Origin of the sequence: Solilutibacter pythonis (genome assembly GCF_003697345.1) — a bacterium.
Classification (GTDB): Bacteria; Pseudomonadota; Gammaproteobacteria; order Xanthomonadales; family Xanthomonadaceae; genus Solilutibacter; species Solilutibacter pythonis.
In genome coordinates this window covers 1-16,224 of the sequence record NZ_RFLY01000009.1, presented here as the reverse complement: position 1 = coordinate 16,224, position 16,224 = coordinate 1, and the positions used below count along the sequence as shown (strand labels likewise).

General features: G+C 68.1%; 18 protein-coding genes and 1 pseudogene. 3 read left to right on the top strand and 16 right to left on the bottom strand.

The window, feature by feature from the left end; genetic code table 11:
- Positions 1-3: 3 nt before the first annotated feature.
- From EBB59_RS07620 to EBB59_RS07605, 4 genes are all read right to left on the bottom strand, one after another.
- The gene (locus EBB59_RS07620) at positions 4-714 is read right to left on the bottom strand and encodes a pseudouridine synthase (RefSeq protein WP_122101559.1); all 711 of its coding nucleotides are present in this window, start codon (positions 712-714) and stop codon (positions 4-6) included.
- Positions 711-1,760, bottom strand: coding sequence for a class I SAM-dependent methyltransferase (locus EBB59_RS07615; protein WP_122101558.1), 1,050 nt, complete (start codon positions 1,758-1,760; stop codon positions 711-713). The genes EBB59_RS07620 and EBB59_RS07615 overlap by 4 nt, the downstream gene beginning before the upstream one ends.
- A 263-nt stretch (positions 1,761-2,023) precedes the next feature.
- On the bottom strand, positions 2,024-2,803 hold the full coding sequence (locus EBB59_RS07610) for a M23 family metallopeptidase (protein ID WP_122101557.1): 780 nt from the start codon (positions 2,801-2,803) through the stop codon (positions 2,024-2,026).
- Between the two features lie 26 nt (positions 2,804-2,829).
- Positions 2,830-3,759, bottom strand: a complete 930-nt coding sequence (locus EBB59_RS07605) for a L,D-transpeptidase family protein (RefSeq protein WP_425451814.1) — start codon at positions 3,757-3,759, stop codon at positions 2,830-2,832.
- A 338-nt stretch (positions 3,760-4,097) separates the two neighbouring features.
- On the opposite strand from EBB59_RS07605, the gene EBB59_RS07600 reads away from it, so the two are divergent.
- Positions 4,098-4,334: a DUF3297 family protein gene (locus EBB59_RS07600; RefSeq protein ID WP_122101636.1), complete on the top strand. Its 237-nt coding sequence runs from the start codon at positions 4,098-4,100 to the stop codon at positions 4,332-4,334.
- A 251-nt stretch (positions 4,335-4,585) separates the two neighbouring features.
- Positions 4,586-5,023 (top strand): hypothetical protein, encoded by a 438-nt coding sequence (locus tag EBB59_RS07595; protein ID WP_122101555.1) that lies wholly within the window; start codon positions 4,586-4,588, stop codon positions 5,021-5,023.
- A 13-nt stretch (positions 5,024-5,036) separates the two neighbouring features.
- Here the strand turns inward: EBB59_RS07595 and EBB59_RS07590 are convergent, their stop codons facing one another.
- The 11 genes from EBB59_RS07590 to EBB59_RS07540 all read right to left on the bottom strand — a co-directional run bounded on the left by EBB59_RS07590 (position 5,037) and on the right by EBB59_RS07540 (position 14,782).
- A complete protein-coding gene (locus EBB59_RS07590; protein WP_122101554.1) occupies positions 5,037-5,426 on the bottom strand; it encodes a hemerythrin domain-containing protein in 390 nt (129 codons plus the stop codon).
- Complete coding sequence (locus EBB59_RS07585; protein WP_122101553.1) at positions 5,426-5,728, bottom strand: hypothetical protein; 303 nt, start codon at positions 5,726-5,728, stop codon at positions 5,426-5,428. Before EBB59_RS07585 ends, EBB59_RS07590 begins: the two co-directional genes overlap by 1 nt.
- Complete coding sequence (gene xerC / locus EBB59_RS07580; RefSeq protein WP_122101552.1) at positions 5,725-6,630, bottom strand: tyrosine recombinase XerC; 906 nt, start codon at positions 6,628-6,630, stop codon at positions 5,725-5,727. Before xerC ends, EBB59_RS07585 begins: the two co-directional genes overlap by 4 nt.
- 7 nt (positions 6,631-6,637) lie before the next feature.
- Positions 6,638-7,327 carry a DUF484 family protein gene (locus EBB59_RS07575; protein ID WP_122101551.1) on the bottom strand — a complete coding sequence of 230 codons (690 nt, stop codon included), beginning with the start codon at positions 7,325-7,327 and terminating at the stop codon, positions 6,638-6,640.
- Entirely contained in the window at positions 7,324-8,160 is an 837-nt protein-coding gene (gene dapF, locus EBB59_RS07570; RefSeq protein ID WP_122101550.1) for a diaminopimelate epimerase, read from the bottom strand. The genes EBB59_RS07575 and dapF overlap by 4 nt, the downstream gene beginning before the upstream one ends.
- Before the next feature lie 41 nt (positions 8,161-8,201).
- A complete protein-coding gene (lptM, locus tag EBB59_RS14215; protein ID WP_245979160.1) occupies positions 8,202-8,462 on the bottom strand; it encodes an LPS translocon maturation chaperone LptM in 261 nt (86 codons plus the stop codon).
- A 53-nt stretch (positions 8,463-8,515) separates the two neighbouring features.
- Positions 8,516-8,890 carry a YbaN family protein gene (locus tag EBB59_RS07560; protein WP_122101635.1) on the bottom strand — a complete coding sequence of 125 codons (375 nt, stop codon included), beginning with the start codon at positions 8,888-8,890 and terminating at the stop codon, positions 8,516-8,518.
- Between the two features lie 105 nt (positions 8,891-8,995).
- A complete protein-coding gene (locus EBB59_RS07555; RefSeq protein WP_211327709.1) occupies positions 8,996-11,143 on the bottom strand; it encodes a S9 family peptidase in 2,148 nt (715 codons plus the stop codon).
- A gap of 95 nt (positions 11,144-11,238) precedes the next feature.
- Positions 11,239-13,371: a prolyl oligopeptidase family serine peptidase gene (locus EBB59_RS07550; RefSeq protein WP_122101634.1), complete on the bottom strand. Its 2,133-nt coding sequence runs from the start codon at positions 13,369-13,371 to the stop codon at positions 11,239-11,241.
- Positions 13,372-13,443: 72 nt separating this feature from the next.
- A complete protein-coding gene (locus EBB59_RS07545; protein WP_122101547.1) occupies positions 13,444-13,749 on the bottom strand; it encodes a hypothetical protein in 306 nt (101 codons plus the stop codon).
- 46 nt (positions 13,750-13,795) lie between these two features.
- The gene (locus EBB59_RS07540; RefSeq protein WP_122101546.1) at positions 13,796-14,782 is read right to left on the bottom strand and encodes a helix-turn-helix transcriptional regulator; all 987 of its coding nucleotides are present in this window, start codon (positions 14,780-14,782) and stop codon (positions 13,796-13,798) included.
- A gap of 180 nt (positions 14,783-14,962) precedes the next feature.
- Between EBB59_RS07540 and EBB59_RS07535 the strand changes: the two genes are divergently transcribed.
- Entirely contained in the window at positions 14,963-15,685 is a 723-nt protein-coding gene (locus EBB59_RS07535; protein ID WP_158601745.1) for a DUF481 domain-containing protein, read from the top strand.
- Positions 15,686-15,871: 186 nt separating this feature from the next.
- Here EBB59_RS07535 and EBB59_RS13805 read toward each other — a convergent pair.
- Positions 15,872-16,224, bottom strand: a pseudogene (locus EBB59_RS13805) (hypothetical protein); the annotation flags it as partial.

The window sequence follows — 16,224 nt, the reverse complement described above, 5'->3', positions numbered from 1 at the left end:
GTCTCAGGCGAACAGCCGCGCGCGGTCTTCCTCGTCCAGCAACCGCCATTGGCCTGCCGGCAAATCGCCCAGCGCCAGCCCGCCGATGCGCTCCCGGTGCAATGCCTCGACGTGGTTGCCGAGCGCCGCGAACATCCGCCGCACTTGGTGGTAACGCCCTTCGTGCAAGGTGAGTCGCGCCCGACGCGGCGAGAGCGCTTGTAAATCCGCCGGCAGGAGCGGGGTGGTTTCGCTTTCCAACAGCAGATGGCCGCTGGCGAAAACATCGCCTTCGTCGCCACGCAGGTCGCGGGCCAGGTCGGCCACGTAGACCTTGGGCAGCTTCGACTTGGGCGCGATGATCCGGTGCAGCAGTTGGCCATCGTCGGTGAACAGCAGCAGGCCGGAAGTATCGCGGTCGAGCCGGCCCACCGGCGAGACCACCGGTGCGCGCAGCCGGAAACGCTTCGGCAGCAGGTCGTACACCAGCCGGCCATGATCCTTGCGGGAGCAGGTGACGCCGACCGGCTTGTTGAGCATCAGCAGCACGCCGGGCGCGGCATCGAGCGGTGCGCCATCGAGCCGGATATCCGTATGCGCCCGGATATCGTCGCCGTAGAGCGGCGCGCCCCGCGCATCGGTGACGCGGCCATCGGCGAACAGGCCGATTACTTCGCGGCGGCTGCCGTAGCCCAGGTTGGCGAGATAGCGCAGCAGCTTGACCTTGCCGCTCACCGGCGCGGCTCCCGGGCTTCGATCACCTTGTAGCCGCCGCTCGCGGCCACGCCGCGCAGGCGGCCGAAGCGCGCGCCGAGCAATGCCTCGTAGGGCAGGTGCGCGTTCGCCACCAGCCAGAATGCGCCGGCGGGCGAGAGCGCATCGGCGGCGGCGGCGATGAAGCGTTGACCAAGCTGCGGCTGCGGCGATTTACCGGTGTCGTGGAACGGCGGGTTGCTGACGATGACATCGTAGCCAGCGCCGGCCGGCAACCCGGCCGTCACATCGCGCCAGTGGTAGCCGATGGCGATTTTTTCACCATGCGCGGCCAGGTTCTCCCGCGCCAGCGCCAGTGCGCGGTGGTCGGCCTCGAACAGGTCGACGGCGGAGACCGCCGGACTCCTCGTCAGCAGCGCATCGGCCAGGAAGCCCCAACCGGCGCCGAGATCGGCGGCGCGCCCACACAGGTTCGCCGGCAGGTGTTCGGCCAGCAGCGCGGACCCGGCATCGATCCGATCCCAGGCGAACACGCCGGGGCGGCTGATGAAACGACCATCGAGGATCGGCCTCGGCGCATCGGCCCGACGCCATTGCGCCAGCAGCGCGGCATCGAGACGGGTCTCCTCACGCTTCGCCCAGAACACCCGGCAATGGTATTTGCTGAGGCCGCCATCGAGCGCGCCGGCAAGCTTTCTGAAATCACCTTCGAGCGCTTTGGCGCCCTCGTCGTTGGCCACGCTCACGACCACCCGCCCACCCGGTTCGCAGGCATCGAAAGCGGCGGCAAGCAGCGCGCGCGCCGACTCGCGCTGGCGCGGCGGCAAGAGCCAAACCTGGGCATGGCGCGCGCCGGCCGGCGGCTGCGGCGCGGCGGCGATGCCGGCGCGTTGCAGGGCATCGGCCCAGGGCTTGAATGGCTGTACGCAGGTCAGCCGCGGCGGCTTGACCGCATGCAGGGCGGCGCCTTCGCGGCCATGCAGGAACAGCGTGCCGGCATCGCTGCGGTGGAGCAGGCCCTGCGCGAACGGCAGGCAGAGCGCGTCAAGCGCGGGGTCTGGTTTCATCGCGGCATTTTATCGGTGCCGGGCCGCATCCCGCCCGGCCGAATGCTTCACGCGGGTATTCGCGCCCCGCGTTTCCAGCCACTGGGCGAAGCCGGCCGCTTCTTCGTCCGTGGCGCTTCGGCAGGCGTGCATTCGATACGCGGCCATGCCGGGCCGCGCTGGCGGCCAACCGGCCCGGCCCCGGAAACCCGCATGGGAAGCATCTTGCCGGCGTGCCCGGGTCGCTCCATGCGCCATGCATCCCGCTTCCCGGTGGTACGAGATCACTTGCCGCCGAGCAGTGGATACGGGTTGATCGGCGTGCTGTCCCACCATTCGCCCTCGGGACCGAGCAGACCGATGGCGAAATGCAGATGCGGCGCGTCCGGGCTGGCATTGCCGCTGCTGCCGACCTGGCCGATCACTTCGCCGCGCTTGACCTCGCTGCCCTCGGCGATGCCCGGCGCGTAGCCTTGCAGATGGGCGTAGTAGTAGACGTACCTGCCGCTCGGGTCGAACTGATAAAGCGTGGTGCCGCCCTGCTTGCTCTCGAACAGCTTGACCACCTTGCCATCGGCGGCGGCCAGCACCGGCGTGCCTGCGTCGGCCATGATGTCGATGGCGTCATGGACGCGGTTTTGCCCACGGGCGTCATCGAAGGTGTTGGAAAGCTGCGTGGCGCTGACGCCCTGCACCGGCACCTGCAACCCGGTGGGCGCATTGGCGGGGGGCGTCTCCAGCGGCGTGCGCGCGACCGGGCCGCCGGCGGTGGCGGCGGGCGGCGCCGGCATCGCGATGCCGGCCGGCTCGTTGACGATGCGAGCGGCGCCCGTACCGCCCGGCGTGGGCAAGGCGGCCACCGGCGCGACCGGCGCCGCGCCGGACATTTCCCGTTGCATCCAGAAATAGACGCCGTTGGCGCCAACCAGCAGGCCGGCGACGAACAGCAGAAACTGCCGAAACAGGCCGGCGCCGCGATATTCGACCACGCGCTTCTCGACCACGCCCGGCGGCGGAGAGGGAGGCGGGGTATCGGCCGGCGGCGGCGTGGCGGGTTGGTTCATGGCATCGCTCCGCTTGGGACAGGGAATCAGGGAATCAACGTCACCGGGGTGCCGCGCGCGACCGCATTCGATACCTGCAATACCGACCAGTTGGTCATGCGGATGCAGCCATTGGAATGGGTCTTGCTGATACTGCCCGGCTCCGGCGTGCCATGGATACCGTAATGCGGCTTGGACAAACCCATCCACATCACCCCGACCGGGCTGTTGGGGCCGGGCGGCAAAGTGACCGGCGGGCCGGGCTTGGCTCCTTTGAACAGCTTGGGGTTGTAGTTGTAGTGCGGATTTCTCGCCACGCTGCGCAGTTCCCATTCACCAATCGGCAGGGGGTCGCGCTCGCTCCCGGTCGTGACCGGGAACTGGGCATAGACCTTGCCGTCCTGGTCGATGAGCATCAGCAGCTTGGCCGCCTCGGAGACCACGATGCGGGTGGCCTGCGGCAGCGCCGGGATGTCCCGCACGTTGGGCACGACGATCCCCGTACCGGCCCGGGACATATCCACCCCGGGATTGAGCTCGGCAAGCGCAACGGGGCGGATATGGAATTTCTCACCCAACGCCTCGCCGATGCTGCTGTAGGAAAGCACCGGCAACTTGGCCTTGCCGTACATGCCGCCCGGCATCGGCCGGAACGGGCCTTTCACGTCGGCCTCGGTCAGGGTGTAGCGCGTCAGGGCCGGGCCGTGTTTCTCCAGCGCCTCCCAGGTGGCCTCGTCGAGCCGCCCGGTCACCGGCAACCCGGACAGGCGCTGGAAGCCACCGATGGCGCGGGTGGTGTTGGTGCCGGGCCGGCCGTCGATCTCGCCGGGCGAGACCCAGGCGCGATCCATCAGCACCTGCGCGCGCAGCAGGCCGACGAAACCTGTACGGTCGGTCAGCACGTCGGGCCCGGCGGCGACCGGCGGCGGCGCGGGCGGCTCGGCCTCGCGCAAGGACGCCGGATCGCGCTCCGGCAACGGCTTCTCGTCCTGGCTCGGCACGGTTTCGGCGGTTGGCGGGGCCGGCAGCACGATCGGCGGCGGTTCGGCGGGCGCCGCGGGCGACGCCGGCGGCGTCTGTAGCGAAACCGGGGGCGGCGCGAGCAGCGGCGGCGTCCGCGCTTGCAGCGGCGGGGCGATCAGCGACACGGCCAGCAGGCCGGCGAACACGAGCGGGATGCGCGACATGGGAATGTTCATGAATGCGGATACTGACCGCCTCCATGCTGCAATGGCGTGAAATTCCACCGTATCCGCGCTGGCCCGCGTTCCCGCCGCCGCGTATTCTTGCGCCTTTCCACCGCGCCCCGATCACCATGTCCGACACGCCCCCCGACCGTCTCAGCAACGATCCGCGCAGCAAGTTCCACGACGAGACCCTGCTGGAGCGCGGCGTCGGCATCCGCTTCAACGGCGAGGAGCGCAGCAACGTGGAGGAATATTGCGTCAGCGAGGGCTGGGTGCGGGTGGCGATGGGGCGCGCGCTGGATCGCCACGGCCAGCCGATCACGATGAAGCTCAAGGGCACGGTCGAAGCCTACTTCCGTACCTGAACCCACGCCTCGCCGCGACCCGGCCGGGCCGGTGCTTTCCCCGGCCCGCCGTCTCCGCGCCGGCTCCAGTGGCATGGGAAACCCGATACGCGCCGGGCTGGCGACCCGCCCCACGCTCCGCCGCCGGGAACGGGGCTATCGGCCCCGTCCGGCAAGCCGGCGGCTCGATTGGGCGGCCAGGGCGGCGGCATCCACCTTCAACACGCGGTCCCCTGCTAGGCTTGCGTTCTCCTCATAGCACGGGTGTTGCCATGCGTCGTTCGTTGATTCTCGCGGCCATCGCCGGTGGCCTGCTTCTGGCACCGGCCGCGCAGGCCAAGGAAGTCCGCTGCACTCTGAAATACAACATGTCCGGCGGCGGCGCGTTCTACAAGCGCTCGGCCGGCGAGGGCACCATCACCTGCGATAACGGCCAGTCGATGCGGGTGACGATCCGCTCCCGGGGCGGCGGGCTGACTTTCGGCAGTTCGAAGATCGAGGACGGCATCGGCAAGTTCTCTCCCGTGCTGGACATCAAGGATCTGATTGGCGGCTACGCCACGGCGGAAGCCAACGCCGGCGGCGGTTCCGCCAGCAAGGCGCAGGTAGTGACCAAAGGCTCGATCTCGCTGGCGCTGAGCGGCCGGGGCAGCGGTCGCACGCTGGGCGTTTCGTTCGGCAGCTTCATCATCGAGGAAGCGGGCAGGTAGGCCGGCGGCCGGATCAATCGCCCAGGGCCGCCTGCAACAGCGGGAAGCAGCGGCGGTCCTCGAAGCGCACATGCGCGTGCAGGCGCTCGCCGAACGCGCGCAGGTCTGCGGCGGCGAGCGCACCGGCCCCGGCGCGGGTGCAGCCGACGGCGAGCACGCCATGGTCGTCCAGCAAGGCGACCGCCAACGGTTTCGGCAGTGCCTGCGGATGCGCCCGCAGAAGCGTTTCCTCGGCACGGAAATGCGCACGCATCTCCTCGTCCCAATAACGGGCGATGCGCTGGTTCATCGCCGCGATCACGGCCGGCGGCGCAGCATCGTCGATGCGCTGGCAATCGCGCGCCAGCACCAGTGCGCCGTGGTGTTCACGCGAGAATTCCAGGATGACGCCCTTGCGCGGCATCACGCTTCATCCAGCAATGCGCGAGCCCGCGCTTGCAGGGCCAGCCAGTTCGTCATCAATTCGCTTTCCTTCGGCATCACGCGGGCGATCAGGGCGAGCGCGGCTTCCAGCCGCTCGACACGCCACGCCAAGTCGGCGACCGTCTGCGCCTCGACCAGCTCCACACGGCGATCGGTGCAGATGCCGACACACGGCCGTTCGGCCTGCAAACGACCGCAGCCAACGCAACGCCAAGCCTCGATGGTTTCGATCATCGCCGCAGTCTGCGCCGCGCGGCGGCTGGCCGCGCTGACCTTGGTCAAGCCTCGCCGGATTCGCCGCGGCGCTTGCGGCGCGCGCGCGGATGGGCGCCGTCGTACACCTTCGCCAGGTGCTGAAAATCCAGGTGGGTGTAAATCTGGGTGGCGGCGATGTCGGCATGGCCGAGCAGCTCCTGCACCCCGCGCAGGTCGCCGGAGGATTCCAGCACATGGGTGGCGAAGCTGTGCCGCAGCAAGTGTGGATGCACGCGCTTGAAGATGCCCTGGCGGTGCGCCAGCCGGCCCACGCGGAGCTGTACTGCGCGCGGGGTGATCGGCTTGTCGCCGCCACGTCCGGGGAAGACGAAAGCGGCATCGCCGCCGCCGCTGTCCTTCCGCCACTCCCGCAGGGCACGGCACGCATGCGCACCGACCGGGACGATGCGCTGCCGGTTGCCCTTGCCCAGCACTTGCACCAGCCCTTCGGCCAAATCGAGATCGCCCCAACGCAGGCCGCACAGTTCCGACAGGCGCAGGCCGGAGGAATAGAACAGCTCCAGCATCGCGCGGTCGCGGGTGCCGAGCGGCACGTCGGTCGGCACTTCGACCAGTTGCACCGCCTCGTCCACATCCAGCACCCGCGGCAGCTTGCGCGCGGCCTTGGGCGCGCGGATGCCGGCGGCGGGATTGGCCGCGATGCGGCCCCGCTTCAGCAACCAGCCAAGAAAGCTGCGGCAGCCCGACAGGCGCCGCTGCACGCTTTTCGGCGATAGCCCGCGCCGATGCTCGCTGGCGATGAAGCGACGCACGTCGTCGCCTCGCAGGTCTTCGATCGCGGCCACGCCGTTTTTCCCGGCCCATTCGCACAAGGCGTCGAGGTCGCGCCGGTAGGCGTCGAGCGTGTGCGCGGACATCCGCCGCTCGACGGCGAGATGGTCGAGAAAGGCGTCGATATCGTCCCGCATGGTCCGGTCACTCGGCGGCCGGCGCTTCCCGGAACCGCGCCAGCACGGCCACGAAGGCTTCGCCCATCATCCGCAGGAACAACGTCCCCATGCCGGGATAGAAGCGGTTGGCGTCACGGCTGCCGACGGCGATCAGGCCGGTACCGGGCAATGCCAGCAATGCGCTGGACTGCACCTCCTCGGCGCGCGGGCCGTACAGCAGCGCGTTCTTGTCGGGATTGAGCCGGCCACAGAGCGGCTCCTCGTCCTTCAGCGCGTCGCGGAACGGCGTCAGGCTGGCATCGCCCTCCGGCAGCACGCGCAGCCAATCGCCCGATTCCAGCCCCTCGACCGGCCGGAACAGGACGATCCGCACCAGATCGCCCTGGAAATCCTCGGCCAGCGAGGCGGCCATCGCCCGCACGCTGTCGGCGGCGCTGCCCTGCTGCATCAATTGCAAGGTGAGCTGATGGGTACGCACCGCCAGCCGTTCGTTTTCCTGGGCGTTGGCGAACAACTCGTGCAGGCGGCGGTTGAGTTCGCGGTTCTTGTCGCGCAATACGTCCAACTGGTAACTGGCGAGCGAGGCCGCGGGGCCGCTCTCCTTCGGCACCACGAGGCTCAGCGCGAGGTCGGGGAACTGTTTCAGGAAATTGGGATGGCGGCGCAGCCAGACGGCGATTTCGTGCGCGCCCTGTTTGTCTTCACTGGTGTTCATGCGATCGGTTTCCCCAGGCTGTCGGCGTCGAGCACGCCATCGAAAACGAAAGCGGCCGGGCCGCTCATCGAAAGCGGCGCGGCGTCGTCCGTCCATTCGATGAGCAACTCGCCGCCGGGCAAGGACACGTTGACGCGGCGATCGAGCCGCCCGCGCCGCATCAATATCGCCGCCGCCGCCGAAGCGCCGCTGCCGCAGGCCAGCGTCTCGCCCGCGCCGCGCTCGAACACGCGCAGGCGCACATGGCCGCGATCGAGCACCTGCGCGAAGCCGACGTTGACCGAATCGGGGAAATAACCGCTCCGCTGCAACAGCGGGCCAAGGCGTTCGACTTCGGCGCCGGCGATATCGGCCACTTCGAGCAGGGCGTGCGGGTTGCCCATCGAAACGGCGCCGATGGCGATTCTTTCACCATCGACATCAAGCGGGTAACTGTCCGCCGCGTGGTCGAAGCCGGCCAGCGGCACCACGGCCGGTTCGAAGCGGGGCCGGCCCAGGCCGATGCGCCAACGGCCGTCGGCGAGGCGTTCGGCCGGGTGCAGACCGGCCGGCGATTCCAACACCAGATTCGATGCCGCCAGCGCGTCGGCGCGCGCGATCCAGGCGGCGACGCAGCGGGCGCCGTTGCCGCACTGCCCGGCCTTGCCGCCATCGCCATTCCATATGCCGTAACGGACGTGCGCGCGCGGATCGCGCGGCGGCTCGATGGTCAGAATCTGGTCGCAGCCGACGCCGCGATGGCGGTCGGCAAGCAGGCGGCAGAGCGCGACATCCGGCGCGGGCCGGCCATCGCGCAAGTCGAGCACGACGAAATCGTTGCCCGCCCCGTGCATCTTGCTGAAGCCGAGCGTCGACACCTCAGCGCGGCGTGCCGTCACCGGCCTGTTTCGCCGGCACCGGCGTCGGTGCCGGCCCCTGCTTGGCTCGGTTGGCTCGGTTGGCTCGGTTGGCTCGGTTGGCTCGGTTGGCTCGGTTGGCTCGGTTGGCTCGGTTGGCTCGGTTGGCTCGGCAGTTCGACCGCTGGCGCTTCGGCCGGTGCGGGCTTCTGCGGCATTACCAGCGGCCCCCTGTTGCCGCAGGCGGCGAGCGCGAGGGCGAAAACGGCGGCGGCAAGAGGGGATCGGATCGATTTCATCCGCGGATGGTAGCGCGCCGCACCGCCATCCGGGAGAGCGCGCGGGCGGCGATTCAGCCGCCGCGCGGCTCGGGTCGGCGCCATAACCAGAGCGCCACCAGGGCCATCGCCACGATCCCCGGCAGCGCCCACCAGCGGTTGGGCATCAACGCCAGCATGACGATGGCCGAGCACGTCATCATCAGAGTCGCCAGCCGTTTGGCGCGGCGGCTGACCGCGCCCTCGGACTGCCAGTCGTGGATCATCGGCCCGAAGCGCGGGTGCCCCAGCAGCCAGCGATGCAGACGCGCCGAGCCGCGCGCGGCGGCGAACGCCGAGAGCAGCACGAACGGCACCGTCGGCAAGCCCGGCAGAAAGATACCGAGGAAGCCGAGCGCCAGGCTTGCATAGGCAAGCAGCCACCAACCGAGCCGGGTCAGTCCGCGCATCGGCTCACCCTGGCGGAACGCCACCGGCTCCCACCAGGGCGGCGGAAACGGCCGAGGCCGGGGATTCCCGGCCTCGGTCGGGGCGCATCGAGCGCGGCGGCGGCCTCACGGCGCCGGCTTCACCTCAAGCTGGTCGAGCATGAAGGCATACATCTCGGCCTGTTCGCGGTAACGGCGGAAACGGCCCGACTTGCCGCCATGGCCGGCTTCCATGTTGGTGCGGAACACCACCGGGTGCGACGAGGTGTTGAGGTCGCGCAGGCGGGCGACGTACTTGGCCGGTTCCCAGTACTGCACCTGCGAGTCCCACAAGCCGGTGCCGACGAACATCGCCGGATAGTCCTGCCGCTTCAGATTGTCGTAGGGCGAGTAGCCCAGCATATAGGCGTAGCTTTCCTGGCTGGCCTCGGGATTGCCCCACTCGTCGTATTCGTTGGTGGTGAGCGGGATGGAGGCGTCGAGCATTGTCGTCACCACGTCGACGAACGGGACTTGCGAGAGGATGACGCGGTAGTCGCGCGGCGCCATGTTGCTGATCGCGCCCATCAGCAGGCCGCCGGCGCTGCCACCCATCGCGGCGACGCGGTCCTTCGCGGCGTATTTGTTGTCCACCAGCCAGCGGGTGACGTCGATGAAGTCGGTGAAGGTGTTCACCTTGTGGAACATCTTGCCGTCCTCGTACCAGGCGCGGCCCATTTCCTGGCCGCCGCGGATGTGGGCAAGGGCGTAGACCATGCCACGGTCGAGCAGGCTGACCACCGAGGCGCTGAAGCCCGGGTCCATCGACGCGCCGTAGCTGCCGTAGCCGTACTGGAGCATGGCCGCGCTGCCGTCGCGCTTGAAGTCCTTGCGGTAGACCAGCGAGACCGGGATGCGGGTCTTGCCGTCGCGCGCCGGCACCCAGACACGCTCGGTGGCGTATTTCGACGGGTCGTAACCCGGCACCGGCTGCCGCTTCAACTCGCGGCGCTCGCCGGTCCTGACGTTCATCTCGTAGGTGGTGGCCGGCGTGGTCATCGAGGTGTAGCTGTAGCGCAGCCAGTCGGTATCGGTTTCCGGGTTGCCGGACAGGCCCATCGAATAGGCGCTTTCGTCGGCCTTGACGTATTCCTCCCGGCCGCCCTCGCGCAGCACGCGCACGCGTTCGAGGCCACCGGAGCGCTCCGCCACCGCGCTGAAGCCGTCGAACAGTTCGATGCCTTCGATGAACACCTGCGGGTCGTGCGCGATCCAGTCCTTCCAGTCCTGGCGCGAGGCGGTATCGGTCGGCGCGGTGACGATCTTGAAGTTGGTCGCCTTGTCCGCGTTGGTGCGGATCACCCAGCGGCCGCCGAAGTGATCGGCGCTGTATTCCACGTCGCGCTCGCGCGCGGCCAGCCGTTTGAATTCGGCCGGATCGGCGGCCGGCGCGTACCACTGTTCGTTGGATACGGTGCTGTCGAGGATGATGCTGATGAACCTGTCGTCGCGGGTGCGGCCCAGGGCCATGTAGAAGGTTTCGTCCTTTTCCTCGTAGACGGTGGCGTCGTTCTTCGGGTCGGTGCCGAGGACGTGCTTCTTCACCCGCTTGGTCAGCAGGGTCTTGGGGTCGTTCTCGATGTAGAGGAAGGTCTTGTCGTCGTCGGCCCAGACGCCGTAGCCGACGGTGCCGGGGATGCGCTCAGGCAGGGTTTCGCCGGTTTCCAGGTTCTTGACGCGCAGGGTGTACTGGCGACGGCCGTTGGTGTCTTCGCCATAGATCACCCATTTGTTGTCCTGGCTCACGCCGCGGCCGCTGATCGCGTAGTAGTCCTTGCCGGCGGCCATCGCGTTGACGTCGAACATCACTTCCTCGCCGGTGAAGTCGCCGGCGTCGTTGGCTTTCTGGATGCTGATGGCATCGATGCCCGCGCCATCCCGGCGGCGCGCGTGGATCGGGTAATCCTTGCCCTTTTCGAAGCGCGAGTAGTACCACCAGCCGCGTTCGCGGTACGGCACCGAGCTGTCGTCCTGCTTGATGCGGGCGACGATCTCGTCGTAGATGCGGTCTTCCAGCGGCTTGAGCGGCTGCATCAGGCGGTCGGCGTAGGCGTTCTCGGCCTTGAGGTAATCGAGCATGGCCTTGTTCTCGCGCTTGTCGTCGCGCAGCCAGTAGTACTCGTCGTTGCGTTCGGCGCCGTGCGGGGCCTTGATCACATGCGGCTTCTTCGCCGCGTCGGGCGGCGTTGGCCTGGCGGCGGGATTCTGGGCGGCGTTGGCGTTGGTCAGGCTCATGGCAAGCGCAAGGGCGATGGCGTAGGGATGGGGATTCATGTGGGGGTTCCTTCGCGGGAAGACAAACACCCCGCCGTGGCGGGGCATCCGGGTACTCATTGGCTCAGTTGGTTCCAGAGGAAAGTCAGGTACAGCGCGTTCATGTGCGCGGCCTGGCGGTTGTCGGCGGCGCCGCCATGCCCGCCCTCGATGTTCTCGTAGTAGCGCACGTTCTTTCCGGCCGCTTCCATCTTCGCCATCATCTTGCGGGCGTGGCCGGGGTGGACGCGGTCGTCGCGGGTCGAGGTGAGGATCAAGGTCGGCGGGTATTGCCGAGCCGGGTCGAACAGGTGGTAGGGCGAGAACTCGCGGATGAAGGCCCATTCCTCCGGTTTGTCCGGGTCGCCGTATTCGGCCATCCACGAGGCGCCGGCCAGGAGTTTGTTGTAGCGCCGCATGTCGAGCAGCGGCACCTGGATCACCACCGCGCCGAACAGCTCGGGGTATTGGGTCAGCATGTTGCCGGTCAGCAAGCCGCCATTGCTGCCGCCACGGATGCCCAGACGCGCCGGGCGGGTGATCTTGCGCGCGGCGAGATCCCGCGCGACCGCGGCGAAATCCTCGTAAGCCTTGTGGCGGTTCCGCTTGAGCGCGGCGCGGTGCCAACGCGGGCCGTACTCGCCGCCGCCGCGGATGTTGGCGACCACGTAGACGCCGCCCTTCTCCAGCCAGCCCTTGCCGATCGCGCCGGAATAACCGGGCGTGAGCGAAATCTCGAAGCCGCCATAGCCGTACAGCAGCGTGGGGTTTTCGCCATCGAGCTTCATGTCCTTCTCGTGGACGATGAAGTACGGCACCTTCGTCCCATCCTGGCTGGTGGCGAAATGTTGTTCGACCACCTGGTTCGATGCGTCGAAGAAGCTCGGCATGGTCTTCAGCACCCGCGGCGCCTGGCCGATCTCGGCGATGGCGAGCGTGGTCGGGCTGGTGAAGCCGGAGACCGTCAGCCACACCGCGTCGGATTCGTCGCTGTCCACCGCGCCGACGCCGATGGTGCCGATGGCCGGCGCGCCGGCGAACTCGCCGCGCTTCCAGCCCGCCTTGCCCGGCGTCATCACCGTCAGCCGGTTCTTGACATCTTCCAGCACGTTCAACACCACGTGGTTCCTCGTCCACGTCGCGCCGGCCAGCGAGCTGCGCTCGGTCGGCTCGAACAGCACGGTCAGCTCGCGCTTGCCGGCCATCCAGTCGTCGAAATTGGCGACCAGGTAGGAGCCGCCCTTGTAGGTCTTGCCGCCCACCGTCCAGTCCTCGCGCGGCTGCAAGGCCAGCCATTCGCGGTGCACGTCCTTCTCCACCGAGTTGGGTGCGTGGACCTTGGCCAGCTTGCCATCCTTGCCCAGCAGGTACAGCTCGTTGTTGTAGAAGGCGATGGTGTTACTGATGAAATCGCGCTCGAAGCCCGGCGTGTCGTCATGCATCGCCGAGATGTACATGTCGCCGGGCTTGCCCTCGAACACGGTTTCCGCCGCCGACAGCGGCGTGCCGCGTTTCCAGCGCTTGGCGATGCGCGGATAGCCGGAGCTGGTCTGGCTGCCATCGCCGAAATCGGTGTAGACGAAGACGGTATCCCGGTCGATCCAGTCCATTCCGCCCTTGGCCTCGGGGCGGAAAAAGCCGCCCTCGACGAACCCGCGCGCGCCGAGATCGAACTCGCGGGTGACGTCGGCATCGGCGCCGCCGCGCGAAAGCGCGATGAGACAGCGCTCGTACGACGGCCGCAGGCAGTTGGCGCCATGCCAGACCCAGTTCTCGCCCTCGGCCTCGTTCAGGACGTCGATGTCGAGGAGGGTTTCCCACTTCGGGTTGGGCTTGCGGTATTCGGCAAGCGTGGTGCGCCGCCACAGGCCGCGCGGGTTGGCCTTGTCCTGCCAGAAGTTGTAGTACCACTCGCCCATCTTCTTGACGGCGGGAATCTTGGCGTCGGAATCGAGGATGGCGAGGATTTCGGCTTCCAGCCGCTTGAATTGCGGCGTCGAGGCCAGTTCGGCTTCGGCCTTGGCATTACGTTCGCGCACCCAGGCCAGCGCCTTGTCGCCGCCGACGTCCTCCAGCCACTGGTGGGAATCGGTCTGCTGGGCGGCGGGCATGGCGGTTTTTTCCTGCGAAAGGGCGGCGGAGGGGGCGGCGCAGAGCGTGAGCAAAGCGGCGGCGCCGGCCGTCTGCGCGGCGTGGAGCAGCTTGGACATGAAGGGTTCCATACGGGGATGGTCGATCCCGAACGCTAACACAGCCGTCCCGGCCGCCCCCCGGGCCGGAAGTCATGCCGAATGCAGGCGCGCCGCCCCTGGCTTGCGACGCCGAAGCTCGCCCCGGCGCCACTTCACCGCCGCCGCCCGACGCCGCGGCCGCGCCGATGCCGCCACCGCCGGCAAGCCGGCCCGCCGCGACAACCCGAGCCCCAGCCACGAGGCCAGCGGCAGACCGACCAGCCACAGCGGCAACCAACCGAAGGCGGCGCTCGGGGCATGCGCGAACGGCAGCAGTACGGCGCACGCCAGGGCCGCGATCACGGCTTGACGGAGCAGGGTTTCCAAACGGTCTTGCGAGGGCGTGGAACGGGACATGGCACGGCTCCGGTGAGGTCGGACGCCAGACTGCGCCGGCGCCGTCTCACCAGCCGCGACCGCTCTCGTCCTCGTAATTGGAGCGTGCCAGCTCCAGCAGCGCGCGCGCCTGCGCCCGCAGCGATGCCGGCTCGACGATCACCGCGTCGGCGCCGTAGTGCAGCACGTCCATCAGCAATTCCCGGCCGTTGCTGTAAGGCACCTTCAACTCGTAGCGGCCATCGGCCAGAAAGCGCCCCTGCTGCTTGGAATGCCAGCGCTCGTCGGCCACCCAGCGCGCCGCCTTGGGGCCGAAGACGATCGTCGCCCAGCCCTTCGGCTCGCCGGAAAAGATGCCGTAGCTGCCGGCCAGATGCTGGTCGAGCTGGACTTCGGGCACGTCGATGGCGGGCTCGCCGCCGAGCTTGGCGCCGTGGATGCGATCGACCGAGAAGCTGCGCAGCGCCTCGCGGTCGTGGTCCCAGGCATCGAGATACCAGTTGTCGCGGTAATGGGTGATGCGTTGCGGCGAAACCGTGCGCCGGGTTTCCTCGTCGGTGGAACGGGCGCGATAGACGAAGGCCAGGCGCTTGCGCTCCAGCACCGCCGAGGCCACGGCGCGGAACGAAGCTTCGTCCAGCTTGCGGATACGGTGCTGGATCACCCGCACCCGCTCCACCGGCCAGCGCTTGCCGCCGGCCTGTTCGGAAAGCAGCGATTCCACCCGCTGCTGCAACGGCGCCATCGCCGCCGAGAGCACACCGCCGCCAGTGCGCGAAAGCAGTTGCTGCGCGGCCAGCAGCGCATGCAACTCCTCCGAGGACAGCCACAACCCGGGCAGTTCGAAACGATCGGATTCGTGCGGGTCGTAGCGGAAGCCGGCCTCGCCATCACCGAGCACCGGCGCCATCAAGGCATCGCGCAGAAAGGCGATGTCGCGGTAGACGGTGGCGCGCGAGCAGCCCAGTTCGTCGATCAGGCGCGGCACGTTGACCGGCACCCGCGCGGCCTTGAGGATGCGATGCAGGGCGGTGATGCGTTCATAACGATCCATGCGCGGATTATGCCGCCTCGAATCGCGCCATCGCGCCGCCGGCCCCACTGAACGCGCGCCGGCTTTCAAAAACTGGATGCGCACTGAATAACGAAAACTTTACTAATTCAATATTCAGTTCCGTTGGCCCAGGATGCAGCACCCCCATCCGGGGCGCATTCAGTTTTATAAGGATTCATGATGAAAACCCGATTGATCGCTTTGGCCGTCGCCTCGTTGCTGGCCACCCCCGCCATCGCCAATGCCCACGACGCCACCGACGAAGGCTGGAGCGGCACCGGCGAAATGGGTCTCGCCATTTCCAAGGGCAACACCGACAGCCAGAGTCTGGTCGGCAAGCTGCGCGCCAAACGCGTGCAAGGCCCGTGGGCCTATGCCGCCGGCGCCGCCTTCCTGAACGGCAAGGCCAACGGCAAGGAAAGCGCCTACCGTTACGAAGCCTTCGGCAGCGCCGCGCGCGACCTGAACGAGAAAAGCTACATCGTCGGCAATCTGCGCACCGAGCGCGATCACTACGCCAGCTACGAATACCAGAACATAGCTTCGGCCAACTACGGCTTCCGCGCCATCGAGAGCGAAGCCACTCACCTGACCTTCGAGGTCGGCGCCGGTTATCGCTGGTCCAAGTTGCAGAACCTGCGCGTGCACGAAAACGGCGCGATCGCCCGTGGCTCGATGGACTTCAAGCACCAGTTCAACGACAACGTGGCGATCTACGACACCCTGCTTGTCGAAAGCGGCAAGGCCAACACCTTCATCCGCAACGACATCGGCGTGCTGGTCAAGATGACCGACGCGCTGGCGCTGAAGGCCGGCGTGGAAACCCGCCACAACACCGACGTGCTGCCGGGCATCAAGAAGACCGACACCCTCACCACGGTGAACGTGGTCTACGGTTTCTGATCCCGCCACGGACGAGGTATCCGACGGCGCCGGGCATTCCCGGCGCCGTTTCTTCTTCCGCCGGCGCCCACCGGCCCCGATGTGGAAGCCGGCCGGCGCGCGGAAAGCCACCAGGCCATCACCGACGCATGACGGGATCTTCCTCGACCGCTCGAAGGCACGGCCAGCCCAGCCCGTGGGAACCGCTCAGCCGAGCGACAACGCCCTGGCCTGCGTCTGTTGCTGTGCCTGCTGCTGGTTCTGCGCCGCCAGTTGCTCCTCGCGTTGCTGGTTGGCTTGCAGCGTCTGTTGGATGCTCTCTTGCAGCGGCGGCGCTTCGGCGGTCACCTCCAGCCAGATGCGTTGGCCCGGCGTCGTGCCGATCACGTGTAATTGGTCGCCCAGCATCGTCACACCGGCCACTTGTTCCGTCTCGTGGATGCCGCTTCGCTTGGCTTCCAGCAACGCCTGCGCGACCACTGCGTCGCCAACGTGGGCGGGCGTTTGGCCGCGCAGTGCGCTGAACATCGCCCGATCGTCGGGGGGCAGCATCCGCAAGC

Excerpts from the sequence above, each read along its gene's own strand:
- EBB59_RS07615 (WP_122101558.1), bottom strand. The coding sequence starts at position 1,760 with ATGAAACCAGACCCCGCGCTTGACGCGCTCTGCCTGCCGTTCGCGCAG.
- EBB59_RS07575 (WP_122101551.1), bottom strand. The coding sequence starts at position 7,327 with ATGAACACCAGTGAAGACAAACAGGGCGCGCACGAAATCGCCGTCTGG.
- EBB59_RS07540 (WP_122101546.1), bottom strand. The coding sequence starts at position 14,782 with ATGGATCGTTATGAACGCATCACCGCCCTGCATCGCATCCTCAAGGCC.
- EBB59_RS07560 (WP_122101635.1), bottom strand. The coding sequence starts at position 8,890 with ATGCGCGGACTGACCCGGCTCGGTTGGTGGCTGCTTGCCTATGCAAGC.
- EBB59_RS07590 (WP_122101554.1), bottom strand. The coding sequence starts at position 5,426 with ATGCCGCGCAAGGGCGTCATCCTGGAATTCTCGCGTGAACACCACGGC.
- xerC (WP_122101552.1), bottom strand. The coding sequence starts at position 6,630 with ATGCGGGACGATATCGACGCCTTTCTCGACCATCTCGCCGTCGAGCGG.
- EBB59_RS07610 (WP_122101557.1), bottom strand. The coding sequence starts at position 2,803 with ATGAACCAACCCGCCACGCCGCCGCCGGCCGATACCCCGCCTCCCTCT.
- EBB59_RS07545 (WP_122101547.1), bottom strand. The coding sequence starts at position 13,749 with ATGTCCCGTTCCACGCCCTCGCAAGACCGTTTGGAAACCCTGCTCCGT.
- EBB59_RS07600 (WP_122101636.1), top strand. The coding sequence starts at position 4,098 with ATGTCCGACACGCCCCCCGACCGTCTCAGCAACGATCCGCGCAGCAAG.
- dapF (WP_122101550.1), bottom strand. The coding sequence starts at position 8,160 with ATGCACGGGGCGGGCAACGATTTCGTCGTGCTCGACTTGCGCGATGGC.
- EBB59_RS07555 (WP_211327709.1), bottom strand. The coding sequence starts at position 11,143 with ATGAGCCTGACCAACGCCAACGCCGCCCAGAATCCCGCCGCCAGGCCA.
- EBB59_RS07550 (WP_122101634.1), bottom strand. The coding sequence starts at position 13,371 with ATGTCCAAGCTGCTCCACGCCGCGCAGACGGCCGGCGCCGCCGCTTTG.
- EBB59_RS07535 (WP_158601745.1), top strand. The coding sequence starts at position 14,963 with ATGAAAACCCGATTGATCGCTTTGGCCGTCGCCTCGTTGCTGGCCACC.
- lptM (WP_245979160.1), bottom strand. The coding sequence starts at position 8,462 with ATGAAATCGATCCGATCCCCTCTTGCCGCCGCCGTTTTCGCCCTCGCG.
- EBB59_RS07595 (WP_122101555.1), top strand. The coding sequence starts at position 4,586 with ATGCGTCGTTCGTTGATTCTCGCGGCCATCGCCGGTGGCCTGCTTCTG.